Raw genomic sequence first — 16,934 nt, forward strand, 5'->3', positions numbered from 1 at the left:
TCACACCTCAAGAGGCCCCCACACATGTCAGAGCTGAATCGGCGTCGCTTCCTTCAGATCGCGGGCGGTACTGCGGGCTTCACCGCTCTCTCCGGCTCCATCGACCGTGCCGCCGCGATCCCTGCCACGCGGACCACGGGCTCCATCAAGGACGTCGAGCACATCGTCGTGCTGATGCAGGAGAACCGCTCCTTCGACCACTACTTCGGTGCGATGAAGGGCGTACGCGGCTTCGGGGACCCCCGGCCCGTCACGCTGCCCAGCGGCAAGCCGGTCTGGAACCAGTCGAACGGCGTCGCCGACGTGCTGCCGTACCACCCGGACGCCGAGGACCTCGGCATGCAGTTCATCGCGGGCCTCGACCACGACTGGGCGGGCGGCCACCGGGCGTTCAACGGCGGCAGGTACGACCAGTGGATACCCGCCAAGTCGGCCGGCACGATGGCCCATCTGACGCGCGAGGACATTCCGTTCCACTACGCGCTCGCCGACAAGTTCACGGTGTGCGACGACTACCACTGCTCGTTCATCGGCGCGACCGACCCCAACCGCTACTACATGTGGTCGGGCTTCGTCGGCAACGACGGCAAGAACGGCGGCCCGGTCCTCGGCAACCAGGAGGCGGGCTACGACTGGACGACGTACCCCGAGCGCCTGGAGGCGGCCGGGGTCTCCTGGAAGATCTACCAGGACATCGGCGACGGTCTGGACGCGGCCGGATCCTGGGGCTGGATCGACGACGCGTACCGCGGGAACTACGGCGACAACTCCCTGCTCTACTTCAACAAGTACCGCAACGCCAAGCCCGGTGACGCGCTCTACGAGAAGGCGCGTACGGGCACGAACGCCAAGGCGGGCGACGGCTACTTCGACGTGCTCAAGGCCGACGTAAAGGCCGGGAAGCTCCCGAAGATCTCCTGGATCGCCGCCCCCGAGGCCTTCTCCGAGCACCCCAACTGGCCCGCCAACTACGGCGCCTGGTACGTCTCCCAGGTCCTGGACGCACTCACCTCCAATCCCGAGGTGTGGAGCAAGACGGCCCTGTTCATCACCTACGACGAGAACGACGGCTACTTCGACCACGTCGTCCCGCCGTACGCGCCCGCATCCGCCAACCAGGGCCTCTCGACGGTCGACACCACGCTCGACTACTTCCCGGGCAACGTGAGCTACGCGGCGGGCCCCTACGGCCTCGGCCAGCGCGTCCCGATGACCGTCGTCTCCCCCTGGTCCACCGGCGGCTACGTCTGCTCGGAGACCTTCGACCACACCTCGATCATCCGCTTCATGGAGAAGCGCTTCGGCGTCGGCGAGCCGAACATCTCGCCCTGGCGCCGTGCCATCTGCGGCGACCTCACCTCCGCCTTCGACTTCAGCCGCCGCAACACCACGCCCGCCACCCTGCCGGACACCGACGCCTACGAGCCGCCGGACAAGGTGCGCCACCCCAGCTACGTACCGAAGCCGCCGGCCAGCCCCTCCCTGCCCAAGCAGGAGCGCGGCTCGCGCCCCTCGCGTCCGCTGCGGTACGCCCCGCTGGTGGACGGCGCGGCTACCCCCTCGACCGGCCGCTTCACGCTCACCTTCAGCGGCGGCACCGCGGCCGGCGCACACTTCTACGTCACCTCGGCCAACCGCACGGACGGCCCGTGGACGTACACCGCCGAGGCCGGAAAGACGATCTCGGACACCTGGAACGCCGCCTACTCCAAGGGGAGCTACGACCTGACCGCGCACGGCCCGAACGGCTTCCTGCGCACCTTCAAGGGCCCCGGCTCCACGGCGGGACCCGAGGTGAAGGCACGCCACATCGCCGCGAGCGGCAATGTCGAGCTGACCCTGACGAACGCGGGCACCGCCGCCGTCAGCCTCAAGATCACCAACGCTTACGGCGGGGCGTCGCAGACCGTCTCGGTGCCCGCGGGCGGCAAGGTCGTCCGTACGGTGGATCTGAGCCGCACCGCCCGCTGGTACGACGTGAGCGTCGTCTCCGACAAGGACGCAGGCTTCCTGCGCCGGCTGGCCGGCCACGTCGAGAACGGAGCACCCGGCGTCAGCGACCCGGCGATCGCCACCAGCTGACCGCCGAGAGAAAACAGCAGGTCAGAGCCCTGTTACTGGTGTTGACAACGGTCACCAGTGCAGCCTTTGCCGATCGTCGCCCGGTGCGCTTCACTTCGGATGCCGGAGCACACGACCGACGGGGGCAGGGCGATGACCGAAGAGCACGGCCACGATCATGGCGGCCACTCCCACTCCCATGGGGTGGCCGCCGACGCGGACCGCCGCTGGCTGGCCACGGCGCTCGCGCTCATCACCGGCTTCATGGCCGTCGAGGTGGTCGTCGGCGTCCTCGCGCGCTCCCTCGCGCTGATCTCGGACGCGGCGCACATGCTCACCGACGCCGCCTCGATCGTGCTGGCCCTCATCGCGATGCGGCTGGCCGCCCGCCCGGCGCGCGGCGGATTCACGTACGGCCTCAAACGCGCCGAGATCCTCTCCGCGCAGGCCAACGGCCTGACCCTGCTCCTGCTCGCCGCCTGGCTCGGATACGAGGCCGTGCGCAGGCTCATCGACCCGCCGCAGGTGGCGGGCGGGCTCGTGCTGGTCACCGCGCTGGCGGGGATCGCCGTCAATGTCGCGGCGGCCTGGTGCCTGTCGAAGGCGAACCGCACCTCGCTCAATGTCGAGGGCGCCTACCAGCACATCCTCAACGACCTGTTCGCCTTCATCGGCACCGCCGTGGCCGGACTCGTCGTGGTGCTCACCGGCTTCGTACAGGCGGACGCCATCGCCACCCTCGCCGTCGTCGTCCTGATGGTCAGGGCCGGTTACGGGCTGGTCCGCGACTCCGGCCGGATCTTCCTGGAGGCCGCCCCCGCCGACCTCGACCCCGACGCCATCGGCGACCGCCTCGTGGGCAACCCGTCCGTCGCCGAGGTCCACGACCTGCACGTCTGGGCGATCACCTCCGGCCAGCCCGCCCTCTCCGCGCACGTCCTCGTCGACCCGGGCGGCGACTGCCACGCGGTCCGCCGCGACCTGGAGAAGCTCCTCAGCCACGACTACCGCATCGACCACACCACGCTCCAGGTGGACCACACCGCGGCCCCGGACCTGGCCCACTGCGGCGATCCGCACGGCCCCGTGCACAGGGACGCACCGCACGCCCACTAGCTAGCGCATACGGAAGACAGGGCCCCGCGCGGTGAAGGGCAGCGAGGCTCCCTCGGGCACCAGATAGGCGTGCTCGCGCCGGACCCGCAGCACATCGCACCAGCCGTCGGTGATGACGAGCACCGGCGCGCCGGGCGGGAAGTCCTCCGCGCGCTGGAGCAGATCGATCCCCGGCTGCAGTTCGGTGCCTCCCCGGCCCCGCACGCGCACCCGCCCGGCGATCTCCGTCGGCGGCAGATAGCCAGCGTCGTGCGCGGCCGCGTCGCAGAAGACGACGCGGGCGGCGGGCACGTCGCGGGCCTCCGCGTACGAGGCGATCGCACCCAGCGCCTTGCCGAGCAGCGTGCGGCTCATCGAACCCGAGGTGTCCAGGACCACGCCGAAGGTGCAGCGGGCGATCTCCTCGGGCGGATGGTAGCGGCCCGCCCGCGGGATGTCCGGGGTGGCGGCCTGCCGGCGGGAGGGGCGGGCGAAGCTGCGTACGGGCTGCGGGCGGGGCACGAACTCGTCGAACCAGCGCGCCAGTTGGGCGTCCCATGGCACCGGAGGATGCGCGAGCGCCCTGATCTCCTCGATCAGCCCGGCGGGCAGAAAGCCCCGGTCTCCGCTCGTGTGCAGGTCGAATCCCTGGGCGAGACCGCGGCGGTAGAACTCGTCCAGATCGACGGTGCGGCCCGCCTGGTGGGCGAGCGGCTCGCCGAGGATGTCGCCCACACCCTTTCCGCGCAGGGTGGCGAGGCGCCGGTGACGGCGCTGGTCGGTGACGATGCGGTCGTAGACCTCCTCGGCGGAGAGGCCCTTCAGCCCGGCGTCGTACAGCAGCCCTTCGGGCATCTCGCCCACGCCCATCTCGCACAGCCAGCCGTTGACGACGTAGTCCGCCGCGACATTGAAGAGGTACGGGTCGCGGGCGCCGCGGCGCTCGCCGTGCCGCAGGGCGGCGTGCAGCATCTCGTGGCCGAGGACGAAACGCCATTCCTCGTCGGTGTACTGGCAGAGCGGGTTGAGGTAGATCTCGCCGGCCGCCGCATTGACCGCGGCGACGGAAATGCCCTGGGCGCGGGCGAGTTCGGCGTCCGCGACCAGGCTCATGCCGGATGCGATCCCGCCGAGCAGCGGATAGGAGGAGACGAACCAGCTCAGCGCCCGCTCCCAGGGACGCAGCCGTACGCGCGCGCCGCTCAGGGAGTCACGGCGGCCGCCGGCGACATCCATGGCAGCGGACATGGCGGCGGTCAGGGCGTGGGCGAAGACGAGCTGCCAGTCGGTGGGCGTGCCCTGCCCCTGCCATCCCTGCCAGGAGACGAGGACCTGGTCGGGGCCGCCGCCCGCCGTGCCGCAGTTCTCGTACGCGACCGGAATTCCGTCGCGCCGCCACCGCGCGGCCAGCTGCTCCTCGTCGCCGCCGGGGTAGGCCGCAGGAAGGTCGTCGGGCGCCTGACCCACGGGGAAGGTGAGCAGGAAGCGGTTGACCACGGCGCAGCGCGCGGCCAGTTCGAAGCGGTCGGGCTGTACGCGCTCGCCCTTCGCGGCCGGGACGTGCCCGAACCCGAGGTGAAGGGTGCAGTGGGCCAACGCCCAGGCCCAGTCGGCGGGTTCGGCCCGCCGGGTGGCATGGGCGTGGATCGTGCCGGCGGAGTCGACGGCCGCGAGCCCCTGCGGCGGCACGCGGGTGCAGGTCGTCGTACGGCAGATTTTCACGTTCAGCGCGCCCAGCGCCGGGTTCCGCTTGAGCAGTGCGAGCCCGGCGGCGAAAGCCTCGGTGGCCGGATCGGCCTTGGCCTTCGCGGCCTTGCGAGGACCGCTGTTCACCGCCGTGCCTCGACGAGACGCGGCATGTCGCGCGCGGCCTCGACGAGGAACCAGGCGGGCAGCACGGGCTGCCCGTCCGTGTCGTCCGCGATGACGGTCTGGGCCACCTCGACGGAGATCTCGGCGAGCTGCACCAGCAGCGACTTGGCGCGGTACGCGGTCTGCTGCATGGCCGGCGAGACATGCTCCTTGCGCGCGGGCAGCTCCTTGACGAGGCGCCCGCGGAACGCCTCGGCGAGGTAGTAGAGCAGGTCACGGTCCTCGATGCGCTGGGGCCAGGAGGCGTCGCCCTTGATGATCGCCTCGATGCCGTACGCATGGCGGACGATCTTGATGTAGCCGCAGAAGGACACGGCGTGCGCGGGCGTCAGCGTGCCGTGCGCGATGACCTTGAGGGTCTCCTCGTCGAGCGCAGGACCGAAGGAGTGCAGGGCGTCGGAGAGCATGTGCCAGGAGCGGGGTGTGGAGAAGGGCTCCTCGGTCTTGGGCGGCTGCGACCAGAGGTGGTCGGGCCGGTCGTCGAGGTAGTCCACGATCCACGGGTGGATGCCGTTCTCGCCCGCCCACACCAGCCAGTCCCCCGCGGAGGCGCGGAGATGGACGTGGGTGAGGCGGTTGACGAGGGCGGAGGCGATGGGGCGCGCGAGGGCGTTGTCGGTGGCGCGGTTTCCGGCGCCGATGACGATGGAGCCCTCGGGAAGTTCGTAGGAGCCGATGCGCCGGTCCAGGATCAGCGAGTAGAAGGCCTTCTGGACGTCGGGGGTCGCGGCGTTGAGCTCGTCGAGGAAGAGGCAGTACGGCTCGTCGCGCGCGATGGCCTCCGGCGGGCAGAAGACGGAGCGACCGTCGCGGATCTGCGGGACGCCGATGAGGTCTTCGGGGGCGAGCTGCGTACCGAGCAGGCTGACGCACTCCAGGCCGAGCGAATCGGCGAACTTCCGTACCAGCGACGACTTTCCGATGCCGGGAGCGCCCCAGAGGAACACCGGCCGCACGGTCGCGAGTCCGAGCAGCAGCTCGGGTATCTGGGCGGGCGTGACGGTGACGGCGGCCTGCAAGAGGGGGCGCTCCTTTTTCCATGGGTACGGGATGTCCGTTGCGCCCAGTGTGCGTGGCGCGCCCCCCGAGTGCAGCTGGTTTTCAGCCGGCCCGGACCCTGCGGGCCGCCATCCACGCGTAGACCAGCACGCCGGCGAACAGGAACAGCACGCCCTGGTAGACCGCTTGGTAGCCGGAGCCCGCCACCAGCCACATCGAGAAGACGAAGGCGAGGACGGCCAGGACCGCGTCGCGGGTCAGCCGGGAGCGGTCGACGCGGCTGCTCTGGCCCGAGGCGAGGAAGAAGATCTGGGCCGCTGTCGCCAGGAGGTAGGGGACGGTCGCCATGAAGGTGGTGACCAGGACCAGGATCTCGAAGACGCCCGCCGAGCCCGCCGCGTAGTTGTAGACGGTCAGCGAGGAGGCGAGGACGACCGTCACCAGGACACCGACCGTCGGGACTCCGCGCCGTTTGCGGGTGAAGGCCTTCGGGAACAGCCCGTCCTTGGCTGCCGCGTACGGGGTCTGGGCGCTCAGCAGCGTCCAGCCGTTGAGGGCGCCGACCATCGAGATCAGTGCGGCGTACGCCACCGCCGTGCCGCCCCAGGAGCCGCCGAACATCGCGTTGACGGAGTCGGAGAAGGGTGCTGTGGAGTCGACCAGTTTCGCGTGGGCGACCGTACCGAAGACGGAGAGCGTGCCCAGAAGGTAGATCACGGCCGCACCGACCGTGCCGATGATCGTCGCGAGGCCGACGTTGCGGCGCGGGTTGCAAACCTCGCCCGCGCTGACGGCCGCCGACTCGACGCCCAGGTAGCTGAAGAGCAGGATCGCCGCGGAGGCGGAGATCGCGCCGAGAGCGGAGTCGTCACTGGCCTGGAAGGGGCCGAGGTTCGCCGGGTCGAAGAAGAAGAGTCCGCCGACCGCGACCAGCAGGAGCGGGGCGAACTTCAGGACGGTGGAGACGAGTTGGACCCCGCCCACGTAGCGAGTGCCCGCGAAGTTGGCGAGCGCCGGCAGCCACTGGATCACCAGGGCGGCCAGGCACGCGGACCATTTGTGGTCGTTCACCGGGATGAGGACGTCGAGATAACCGACGGCCGCCACGGCGAGCGCCGCGTTCGACACCCAGGTGGTGATCCAGTAGGACCAGGCCGCGAGGAAACCGGCGAAGTCCCCGAACGCCTCCCGTGCGTAGACGTAGGGCCCGCCGGTCTCGGGGTGCTTCTCGGCGAGCCGCCCGAAGACCAGGGCGAGCGCGATCGCACCGAGCGTCAGGACCACGAAGGCGACCAGGGCGATCGTGCCGTAGGGGGCGACCGAGGCGGGCAGCAGGAAGATGCCGCCGCCGATGATGTTGCCGAGGACGAGGGCACTGGCGACCGGCAGCCCGAAGGTTCTTGCGTGCCTGCTCTGTTCCGGTGGCGCTGCCGCCTCTGGTGCTGTCATGCGGGAAACGCTGCACCACTTCAGGCGGTTTTACCGGGTACGGCGCGTTCCGTCACCTGATGAGGTGGATCCAGCGGCACCTGCGGGCCTTCGCACTCGCGCAGCCAGCCTCGGAGGGTGCTGTGGATCTGCTCCGCCCCGACCAGTTCTCCCGGTGCGGAGAGGTCGAGCGGGGAGAGCAGGAAGGGGTGCGACTGCTCGCCGCCGAGGCCGCCGTGCGAGCCGATCTGCTCCTCGAAGGCGTGCACCTCGCCGGTGTGCGGGTCGTAGCTCGAATTGACCATGACGTCGGCGACGTGCGGGAAGGAGTCCGTGCGGCGCACCGCGTCGGCCGCACCTTCCCCGAGGTGCTTCAACGGGCCTGCGTGGTCGGCCAGTTCGACGACCGGGACCTCCACCCCGTCCGCGGCCAGGACGACGGAGCCGTGCTCTTCGCTCCGTACGAGGAGGAAGCCGATGCCGGGGTGGTTGGCGAGGGTGGACAGCAGTGCCGGGTGACGGCGGTCCAGCTGTTCGCGGGTCATCCGGCCGGGGACGTCGGGGAAGGAGATCAGGCCGAGGTTGCCGGAGGCGAGGACGATCGGGTCGGACTCGGGTCCTGGACGCGACTCCTCGCCGTCGAGGACCGGCCTGTGCAGGGCGACACGCACCGCGTACCGCGCCTCGGCGCCGCTCCTGGTGCGCTGCGCGCGGCGTGGCACCGGGAGCCCGCTGCCCGCTCGGACCAGGTCCTTGAGCGTGAGTCCGTACGCGCCCTCGAAGGTCTCGCCGGGGCTCTGCCCGTGGTCGGAGAGCAGCACGATCCGGTAGGCGCGCGGGGCGTGCTCGGCGACCGTGGCGAGCAGCGCCAGGGAGCGGTCGAGGCGGCGGAGCACCTTCGCGGCGTCCCCGCTCCGGGGGCCGCTGTGGTGGGCGACCTCGTCGTAGGCCACCAGGTCGGCGTAGACGGCGGTACGTCCGGCGAGCATGTCCCCTATCACCGCGGCGACGACCACGTCCCGCTCGATGACGGTCGCGAAGGCCCTGATGAAGGGGTAGAGACCGCCGCGCGGGATGCGGGGGCTGTCGCGGCGCAGCCGTGAACGGGTCGACTCGCCGATCTCGCGGCCGACTTCGGCGACGAAGGACATGGCGGTGCGCACCGCGTTCGCCGGGTCGGAGAAGTACGCGAAGTAGCCCGCTCTGGAGCGGTTGTGCTTCTCGCGGCGCGCCGCCTTGGACAGCACCAGGGCGAGTTGGTCGGCGCCCCCGCTGAAGAGATTCCCGCGGCTGGCGCCGTCCACGGTGAGCAGCCCGCCGTCGCCGGTCCGCTCGATGGCGCGGCGCTGCAGTTCGGCCGCGCTGGCCGGCCGGTTGGAGACCATGAGCTCGCCGGTGTCCTTCTCGTACCAGCGGAAGGCCGGGATGTCGTGGTTGGAGCCGTGCAGGATGCCGATCTGGCTGGCGCCGGTCTGGCTCGACCAGTCGGTGCGCCAGGCGTCGAGGCGGTGGGTGGCGCCGATCATGGACGCGACGGTGGGCATCAGCCCCTCGTCGACGGCCCGGCTCAGTGCCGCGTGACCGACCCCGTCGAGCTGGAGGAAGAGCGTGCCGGGCGCTCCGCTGCCTCCGCCGTCCTCGCCGCTCCTTCTGCGCCGCCGGTCCGCGAGGCGCGAGAGTCTGCGCCGGTAGGCGGTGTCGTCGCGTACGGCCAGGGCCGCACCGGTGGCCGAGGCGACCGCGGACATCACGGCGGCGACCACGACGGCGGTCTCCGCGTTCGCCTCGCCGCGGCCGTCGGGGATCAGACTCAGCGCGAGCAGCAGCAGCGAGCCGTTGAGGAAGAAGACCAGCAGTCCGAGGACAAGGGCGGGGACGAGGAGCAGGGCCCGTACGGCCAGCGGCCACACCAGCGCGGTGAGCAGCCCGAAGGCTCCGGCGCCCCAGCCCGCGGTCATGGCGACCCGGGTGAGGCTGTCGCCGTCGTCGGACTCCAGCTGGAAGTCGGGCAGGATCCCGGCGAGGGCGAGCATGGTGAGGGTCGAGACCGCCCACACCGCGACCACTCGCAGAACCGCACTGCCCGCCGTACGCCATCGCCTCTGATCCACGCTGCTCAGCGTGTCATAGGACGATCAGCAACCGTCGTAACCCGCCGTCGGCATGGAGAGACGGCGGTGGATGCTGGCCTTCATGCGGGCGTTGTACTCGGGCTCGTCGAGGCCGGCGGTCTCCAGCCGTACGCCCCGTCGCTCGCACTCCTGGGCGAAGGCGCTCGGGGAGGTCAACGCCCTTCCCAGGACACGGTCGTTGGGGGCGACGAACAGATCGACGTCACCCGCTTCGACATCCGCCCACAGAGCGGAGTGATCGGGCCGCAGTCCGTAGAAGAGCAGCTGTCTGGTGACGATGTAGCCGTTGTCGGCGGCCCAGCGCGCGCACATGGCCTGCTGGCTGCGGGTGTCCACCAGGAAGGGGTCGAGGTCGAGCTCTTCCAGCGGTGTCAGGCTGGCGATCACCGCCACCCGTACTTCGCCCATGGTCCGCCCCCGCCCCGCCGCTCATTCCTGTGCGCCGACCCTACTCTCACCTCCGGCTCACGGAGGTGCCGAGTACCCGCACGAATGGCAGATCTTCCAGCCGTCCTGCGTGACCGCCAGGACTCCTCCGCAGCGCGGACACTGCGCCGAGTGCATGGCCATCGGCCCCGCCTCCCAACCCTTTGCCGGAACCGCTACCCAATGAACGCCGGGTCAGGCATGACAAGTGGGACACGTTGTCCGGGGCCGTCGGCGCATAGGCTCGGGGCGGAAGGCAACAGCGAGGAGGCGGCACGTGGCGGTCGAAGTGACCTGGTGGGGACATGCCAGCTGCACCGTCGAGGACTCCGGGGTCAGGGTGCTGACCGACCCCCTCTTCGTCCGCAGGCTGGCGCATCTGCGCCGCCGCCGCGGTGCGGTGCCACCGCCCGAGGCCGCTGTCGCCGAGGCGGTTCTCGTCTCGCATCTGCACTCCGACCATCTGCATCTGCCCTCGCTGGCCCGTCTCGCGCCCGGCACCCGGCTGCTCGTGCCCGACGGGGCGGTGCGTGCGGTGCCCGGGCTGCGGCGGCTGGGGCTCGATGTCACGGAGGTCACCGCGGGCGACGAGGTGAAGATCGACGAGCTGCTGGTCCGTGCGGTGCCCGCCCGGCACGACGGACGCAGACTGCCGGTGGGGCCGCACCGCTCGCCGGCCCTCGGCTATGTGATCGAGGGCGAGGCCCGTACGTACTTCGCCGGCGACACCGGTCTCTTCGACACCATGGCCGACGAGGTGGGCACGGTGGACGTGGCGCTGCTCCCGGTCGGCGGCTGGGGTCCCTTCCTCGGGCACAGTCATCTGGACGCGCACCGTGCCGCCGAGGCGCTGCTGCAGCTGGCGCCGCGCTCGGCGGTGCCGGTGCACTACGGCACGTACTGGCCGATCGGGATGGACGGGGTGCGGCCGCACGAGTTCCACGCACCGGGCGAGGAGTTCGTACGGCAGGCCAGGCGGCTGGCGCCCCAGGTGACGGTGCACCGGCCGGCGCACGGCGAGCGGGTACGTCCCGAGGTGTTCGCCCGATGATCCTCGCGGAGCTCGCCCGTACGGTGCCGTCCGAGGACGCCCAGCAGGCTGTCGGCTATCCCACGCTCTTCCTGCTCGTCGCCTTCGGATCCCTGGTGCCTGTCGTGCCCACGGGAGCGCTGGTGAGTTCGGCCGCCGTGGTCGCCTTCCACCAGACGGATCCCTTCTCCCTGCTCGGCGTCTTCGGCGTCGCGGCCCTCGCCGCGTTCCTCGGGGACCTGGGCCTGTACTGGCTGGGACAGCGCGGCGTCCGCTCCAAGAACGGTTCGCGGTGGCTGGAGGCGCTGCGCAGGCGGGTGCCGCAGGAGCGCCTCGAACAGGCGCAGTCCAAGCTCGACGCGCACAGCAAGTCGGTGCTGGTGCTCTCCCGGCTCCTGCCCGCGGGCCGTATCCCGGTGATGCTGGCGTGTCTGCTCGGGAAGATGCCGCTGCGCGCCTTCGCGCGCGGCGACATCGTGGCGTGCCTGGCGTGGGCGGCGGCGTACCAGCTGATCGGGATCCTCGGCGGCTCGCTCTTCGACGAGCCGTGGAAGGGCGTCGTGGTGGCGATCGCGCTGACCCTGCTGGTGAGCGGCGCACCCGCGCTGTGGCGCAGGATCCGCAGACCCGCGGGGAAGACGGAGAAGACGGAGACCACTGCGGCCAAGAGCGCCTAGAGCAGCTGTGAGGCGCCCACCGGGAGGTCCCACAGGTCCTCGCGCGGGCGCTCGGCCTTCTCCCATGCCCTGCGGACCCGGGTCAGCGGCTCCATGACCGGCTCCGCGGAGAGCAGGAACGCACCCCAGTGCATGGGCGCCATCCGGCGCGCGCCCAGGTCGTGACAGGCCTGGACCGCCTCCTCGGGGTCCATGTGCACGGGACCGAGCCACCAGCGCGGGTCGTACGCGCCGATCGGCAGGAGCGCCAGGTCGATGCCGGGGTACCGGCGGCCGATCTCCTCGAACCAGTGGCCGTAGCCGGTGTCGCCCGCGAAGTGGACGCGCTGTCCCTGCTGGTCGGTGAGGACCCAGCCGCCCCAGAGGGAACGGCAGGTGTCGGTCAGGGTGCGCTTGGACCAATGGTGGGCGGGGACGAAATCGAACCGGACGCCGTCCAGTTCCGCGGCCTCCCACCAGTCGAGGTCGGTGACCCGGGTGAAACCGCGGCGCCTGCACCAGCGGCCGAGGCCCGCGGGGACGAAGAGCGGGGTGTCGCGCGGGAGGCGTTTGAGGGTGGGGGCGTCGAGGTGGTCGTAGTGGTTGTGGCTGATGACCACCGCGTCGACGGCGGGAAGGTCCTCCCAGCGGACCCCGACCGGGGTGACCCTGGCCGGGGTGCCGAGGATCTTCCGGGACCACACCGGGTCGGTGAGGACGGTGAGCCCGCCGATGCGCACCACCCAGCTGGCGTGGCCCACCCAGGTGACGGCGACGGTGGTGGTGTCCACGACGGGCATCGGTCCCGGGGCGTACGGCAGCTGCGGGATGTCGCGCAGACCTTCGGGGCCGGGCCGCATGGCGCCCTCGCGGGCGAGGCGGGCAAAGGCGCGTACGCCCGGAAGGGGGGCGGTGAGGCGGTCGGCGAAGGATTTGGGCCAGCGCCTGCTCTCGCCGAGGGGGCGTGTCCCGGTGAGCGGCCTGGTCGCCGGCTGGGGCTCGGCGAGGGTCCGCTCGGTCTGTTCCGTCATCGAGGGGGCTCCATTCGGTGCCGGAGGTGAGGTCATCGCAGTTCGTCGAGGGCCGATCCGAAAATGCTCAACGCTTCGATCACATGCGGCAATTCGAGCGGTTCCCCTGCGGTGAGGGACTCCAGACGCTGCTCCTGGGTTGACCCGAGGAGCTGTCCTGATCCGAACCGGACGCGCAGCGCGGCCAGATCGTCGCCGAACCGGTGGCCGCCGGGGACGGGGACACCGATGCGGGCGGAGAGGTGGTCCTCCAGTTCCATGGCGTCGCCGACGCCGCGCTCCGCGAGGCCCCCGGCGAGCGGGGACAGGTCGGCGTAGAAGTGGCGGCCCGCCTGGGGCGGGCGGGCGAGCGCCCCGGAGGCGAGGACCGCGCGGTGGGCGGCGGCGGTCACCACGCCGTGCAGGACCGCGGCCCTGCGGACGCGTTCGGCCGCGGGCTCGGGCTCGCCCAGGGCGTAGGCGGCCGCGGCGGTGACCGGACCGCCGATGCGGGCGCCGATCGCGGTGAGGACGTCGAGGGTACGGGCCCTTCGGGCGGCCCCGTCGGCGGTGTCGGGGAAGCGGGCCACGGCGGCCGGCCAGGCGGTGGGGAGGTGCGACCCGGAGAGGTCCATGAGGACGGTGACGTCGTCGGGGCACATCTCGGCGGGGCTGAGCAGCATGGTCTCCTGCGGCCGGTGCAGGCTGTCGCGCCAGGTCTCGTCGCTGATGATGTGCAGGCCCTCGGCGACGGCCGCCTCGCAGGCCTCGTGGACGAGCTCGGGCGGGGCGACGGTCGCGGTGGGGTCGTCGACGACGGAGAGCAGCAGCAGGCGCGGGTCGCCGCCTTCGGCCCTGATCCTGCGCACGGTCTCCAGGAGGGCGTACGGGTCGGGCACGCCGCCGCACTCGGCCGGGGTCGGCACGTGGTAGGCGGGGCGCCCCAGGAGCCGGGCCTGCGGGGTCCACCAGGCGGGGCACGGGCGGGGCAGCAGGATGTCCCCGCCGTCGGCGGCGAGCAGGGCGAACAGGAGCGGGCCGGCGCCGGGCGCGGACACGACGTACTCGGGTTCGCAGTGCAGTCCGCGCCGGTCCCAGTACCCGGCGGCGGCCTCGCGGATCACGGTCGAGCCGCCGGGCGGCTCGGGTTCGGTGCGGGAGGCCGCGGCGGCGACGACCGCGGCGAGTTCGGGCAGTACGGGCAGGCCCGGCTCGGGCGCCGGGGGACCGTAACGGACGGGGCCACGGCTCTGCCGGCCCGATCTCGCCGTCCGCTGCATGCCTGTGCCTCCGGTGCTCGCCTGTACCGCGTACCCCAGAGCCCTTTATATGCACATTTAGGACATCAGGCGAACCGGGTCAGCTCCTGTTCCAGAGCGCTTCCCCCGGATTCGCCGACCGAGTCGGCCACCGCTTCGGCGACGTCCGCCAGCTTGCGGTTGGTGCGCTGCGAGATCCGGCGCAGGATCTGGAAGGCCTCGGCCGCGTCGCAGCCCAGGACATGCATCACGATGCCGCTGGCCTGGTCGATGACCGGGCGCGAGCGCAGGGCGTTCTCCAGCTGGTCGACCTCGGCGAGGACGGCTCGGTAGTGGCGTTCGCGTACGAGGTTCGCGGTGGCCTGTTCGCCGAGGAGGGCGACCGGGCCGCGGACGGCGTCGTCGAGGGCGCCCGGGCGGAAGCTGTAGAGGCTGAGCGTGACCTCGATGCCGCTGCGGCGGAAGGGGAGGGTCACGGCGGACCTGATGCCCGAATCCAGCGCCACCGCGCGGTAGTCGGGCCAGCGGTCCTCCGCCAGCAGATCCCACGCGTCCACGGGTTCCCCGCTGTCCAGCGCAGTCAGAATGGGCCCTTCGCCTGCTGCCAGCTGGACGGCGGCGAGGGCCACCAGGTCCGGATGGGTGGCAGTGGTGCGGCGCTCCGCGCCCGCGTCGGCGACGGTCACCACGGCACCGCAGCAGGCTGCGGTGTGCCGCACGGACTGTTCAGCGAGCTCGGTCAGTTTCCATACGGTGGCAGCGGTTTCGGAGCCTTGTCGTCCGGTCTGGGACAGCATCAAAATCGCCCTTCCTTCCCTGTGGTCCGGCTTCCCGCTGCCCGCCCCGCAAAACGGCCGTACCAGCTAACTTTCTCCCCATGACACAGATGGACGAGTTCGGCGGAGATCTGGCGGACTTCGTCAGACGCGTGGGGGAACTGAGATCCGCGCGGGCCTTGCCCGCGCAGGAACAGCAGACGGTGCTGGATGCCGCGCTCTTCGAACTGGAGCACGCGGCCGAGAACTTGTGGCCGCGCTACGAGCAGCTCGCGGCCGCGGTCACCGGCAGCGCGGCCACCGCAGGCGCGGAGGGCGGCGACCGGCAGGAGACACGGCTGCTGAAGGCACTGTTCCAGCGGATGCCGCTGCCGGTGGTCCTGGTCGACCGCGAGACCGTCGTACGGCGGATGAACTTCGCGGCGACCCGGCTCACCAACGTGCGCGCCGGCTATGCGACGGGCCGGCCGCTGGCCGCTCTGCTGACGCCGGGCGACCGGGCGGCCTTCCGCTCGCAGGCGGCTGCCGTCGCGCGCGGCGAGGGCGACCGCAGCCTGACCGTGCGTCTGCAACAGCGTCCCGGAGAACCGCTGCTGGCGACATTGAGCGCACTGCGGCCGCCGGACGAGCCGCACCCGGCGGTGCTGGTCGCCTTCCAGGCCGGGCTCTCGCGCACCGCCCGCGGGGCCGTCGCCGTGGGCGGCGAGCGGCGGCCGCCGCTGCCCGATCTCACGGGGACGACGCGGCACGCGGAGCTGATGGACCTGCTCGACGCGATGACAACCGCTCTGCTCGGCACGGAAGGCGGTGACCGCGGCGGCGTGCTGGTGGCGGCGTCGCACGTCCTGCACGGGCGGTTCGCCGACTGGGTGGTCGCGGACCTGTCGGGGCCGCTGGGGCGTACGGCGGTCTGCGGCCCGGAGGGGGCGGACGCCGCGGCCCTGCGCGATGCGTTGCTCGCGCAGGACCCGGAGAGCTGCCCGCTGGTCGCGGAGGCCGCCCGCGGAGGCTCCGCCAGCCTCCAGGTGCGGCCCGAGGACACCGAGGGCTTCGGCCGCGACGAGGCGGGCGCGGCCATCCTCGTGCGGGCCGAGGTGACCTCGCTGCTGTGTGTGCCGCTGACCTTGCCGAGCGGTCCCGTACAGGGGGTGCTCACGCTGTTCCGTACGGGCGCCCGGCGGGCCTTCTCCATGGCCGAGGCCCAGGCCATGGACGTGATGTCACGTCACGCGGCGCTGGCTATGCGGCGTCCCGCAGCTGTGCCTGTGCCGGGGCAGGGCGGGTCTGCTGATCCCGCATCGCCTGATCCCGCAGCCGGGTGCAGCACCGGCTGATCAGCCGGGAGACGTGCATCTGTGAGATGCCCAGGTCCTCTGCGATGCTGCTCTGTGTCATGTCGCGGAAGAACCGCATGTAGAGGATCTTCTTCTCCCGCTCGGGCAGGCTGCGCAGTGCCGGGCGGACCGCCTCGCGGTCGATGACCACGTCCAGGGCGGCGTCGGGGCCGCCCAGCGAATCCTGCAGTGTGTAACCGCCGTCGCCGCCCGGGAGTTCGGCGTCGAGCGAGAGCGCGCTGAAACTGTCGAGCGCTTCAAGGCCCGCCTTGGCCTCTTCCTCGGTCATGCCCGCGCGCTCGGCGATCTCCGCGAGTGTGGGGGGCCGGCCCGAGGTCTGGGCGAGGTCGCGGCGCGCGGTGCGGACCCGGTTGCGCAGGTCCTGGACGCGGCGCGGCACATGGAGGGTCCACATGTGGTCGCGGAAGTGCCGTTTGATCTCGCCGTTGATGGTGGGGACGGCGAAGCTCTCGAACGCGGCGCCGTGTGCGGGGTCGTAGCGGCCGACCGCCTTCACCAGGCCGAGTGCCGCCACTTGACGCAAGTCCTCCAGGCTCTCACCGCGGTTGCGGAAGCGGCCGGCCAGCCGGTCCGCCATCGGCAGCCAGACACGGATCAGTTCCTGGCGCAGCGCTTCGCGTTCGGGCCCCTCGGGCAGACCGGACAGCCGCTGGAAACGGGCGGCGGTGTCGGGGGCGTCATGGTGCGGATGCTTCTTCGCAGTGACGGGGTGACGCATCGGGTTCCAGCTCCCTGTGAACAGTGCGGACGGATGGGTTCACCGCGGGAGGGGTCCGGCTTCGGCCAGGTCACGCCCGGAGCGTCGTACACCGCTCCCACGGACGTGCCTCCGGTC

The 16,934-nt window shown here is 71.6% G+C and carries 14 protein-coding genes; 5 read left to right on the forward strand and 9 right to left on the reverse strand.

The annotated features are described in order from the left end of the window. The first annotated feature begins 24 nt into the window (after positions 1 to 24). Positions 25 to 2,082, forward strand: a complete 2,058-nt coding sequence (locus AB0H78_RS05850; protein ID WP_363232996.1) for a phosphocholine-specific phospholipase C — start codon at positions 25 to 27, stop codon at positions 2,080 to 2,082. A 132-nt stretch (positions 2,083 to 2,214) separates the two neighbouring features. Then, positions 2,215 to 3,177 carry a cation diffusion facilitator family transporter gene (locus tag AB0H78_RS05855; RefSeq protein WP_363232997.1) on the forward strand — a complete coding sequence of 321 codons (963 nt, stop codon included), beginning with the start codon at positions 2,215 to 2,217 and terminating at the stop codon, positions 3,175 to 3,177. Here the strand turns inward: AB0H78_RS05855 and AB0H78_RS05860 are convergent, their stop codons facing one another. The 5 genes from AB0H78_RS05860 to AB0H78_RS05880 form a co-directional block, all read right to left on the reverse strand. After that, positions 3,178 to 4,989 (reverse strand): hypothetical protein, encoded by a 1,812-nt coding sequence (locus AB0H78_RS05860; RefSeq protein WP_363232998.1) that lies wholly within the window; start codon positions 4,987 to 4,989, stop codon positions 3,178 to 3,180. Beyond that, complete coding sequence (locus tag AB0H78_RS05865) at positions 4,986 to 6,047, reverse strand: MoxR family ATPase (protein WP_363232999.1); 1,062 nt, start codon at positions 6,045 to 6,047, stop codon at positions 4,986 to 4,988. The genes AB0H78_RS05860 and AB0H78_RS05865 overlap by 4 nt, the downstream gene beginning before the upstream one ends. An 82-nt stretch (positions 6,048 to 6,129) precedes the next feature. Beyond that, the gene (locus AB0H78_RS05870; protein WP_363233000.1) at positions 6,130 to 7,476 is read right to left on the reverse strand and encodes an amino acid permease; all 1,347 of its coding nucleotides are present in this window, start codon (positions 7,474 to 7,476) and stop codon (positions 6,130 to 6,132) included. A gap of 20 nt (positions 7,477 to 7,496) precedes the next feature. Further along, positions 7,497 to 9,566 carry a phage holin family protein gene (locus tag AB0H78_RS05875; RefSeq protein ID WP_363233001.1) on the reverse strand — a complete coding sequence of 690 codons (2,070 nt, stop codon included), beginning with the start codon at positions 9,564 to 9,566 and terminating at the stop codon, positions 7,497 to 7,499. A 24-nt stretch (positions 9,567 to 9,590) separates the two neighbouring features. Then, positions 9,591 to 9,995 (reverse strand): hypothetical protein, encoded by a 405-nt coding sequence (locus AB0H78_RS05880; RefSeq protein ID WP_363233002.1) that lies wholly within the window; start codon positions 9,993 to 9,995, stop codon positions 9,591 to 9,593. A 295-nt stretch (positions 9,996 to 10,290) separates the two neighbouring features. Between AB0H78_RS05880 and AB0H78_RS05885 the strand changes: the two genes are divergently transcribed. Together AB0H78_RS05885 and AB0H78_RS05890 are read left to right on the forward strand one after the other, a co-directional pair. Further along, positions 10,291 to 11,064, forward strand: a complete 774-nt coding sequence (locus AB0H78_RS05885) for an MBL fold metallo-hydrolase (RefSeq protein ID WP_363233003.1) — start codon at positions 10,291 to 10,293, stop codon at positions 11,062 to 11,064. Then, complete coding sequence (locus AB0H78_RS05890; protein ID WP_363233004.1) at positions 11,061 to 11,720, forward strand: VTT domain-containing protein; 660 nt, start codon at positions 11,061 to 11,063, stop codon at positions 11,718 to 11,720. Before AB0H78_RS05885 ends, AB0H78_RS05890 begins: the two co-directional genes overlap by 4 nt. On the opposite strand, the gene AB0H78_RS05895 is transcribed toward AB0H78_RS05890, so the two are convergent. From AB0H78_RS05895 to AB0H78_RS05905, 3 genes are all read right to left on the reverse strand, one after another. Then, positions 11,717 to 12,730 (reverse strand): MBL fold metallo-hydrolase, encoded by a 1,014-nt coding sequence (locus AB0H78_RS05895; RefSeq protein ID WP_363233005.1) that lies wholly within the window; start codon positions 12,728 to 12,730, stop codon positions 11,717 to 11,719. The genes AB0H78_RS05890 and AB0H78_RS05895 overlap by 4 nt on opposite strands. Before the next feature lie 32 nt (positions 12,731 to 12,762). After that, positions 12,763 to 13,989, reverse strand: coding sequence for an aminotransferase class I/II-fold pyridoxal phosphate-dependent enzyme (locus tag AB0H78_RS05900; RefSeq protein WP_363233006.1), 1,227 nt, complete (start codon positions 13,987 to 13,989; stop codon positions 12,763 to 12,765). A 65-nt stretch (positions 13,990 to 14,054) separates the two neighbouring features. Beyond that, entirely contained in the window at positions 14,055 to 14,765 is a 711-nt protein-coding gene (locus tag AB0H78_RS05905; protein WP_363233007.1) for a GAF and ANTAR domain-containing protein, read from the reverse strand. Positions 14,766 to 14,845: 80 nt separating this feature from the next. On the opposite strand from AB0H78_RS05905, the gene AB0H78_RS05910 reads away from it, so the two are divergent. Continuing rightward, a complete protein-coding gene (locus AB0H78_RS05910; RefSeq protein WP_363233008.1) occupies positions 14,846 to 16,078 on the forward strand; it encodes a PAS domain-containing protein in 1,233 nt (410 codons plus the stop codon). Here the strand turns inward: AB0H78_RS05910 and AB0H78_RS05915 are convergent. After that, positions 15,984 to 16,817 carry an RNA polymerase sigma factor SigF gene (locus AB0H78_RS05915; protein ID WP_363233009.1) on the reverse strand — a complete coding sequence of 278 codons (834 nt, stop codon included), beginning with the start codon at positions 16,815 to 16,817 and terminating at the stop codon, positions 15,984 to 15,986. The two genes, AB0H78_RS05910 and AB0H78_RS05915, sit on opposite strands and share 95 nt — an antisense overlap. Positions 16,818 to 16,934: the final 117 nt, after the last annotated feature.

It is taken from the genome of Streptomyces sp. NPDC050738 (genome assembly GCF_040654175.1).
Lineage (GTDB): Bacteria > Actinomycetota > Actinomycetes > Streptomycetales > Streptomycetaceae > Streptomyces.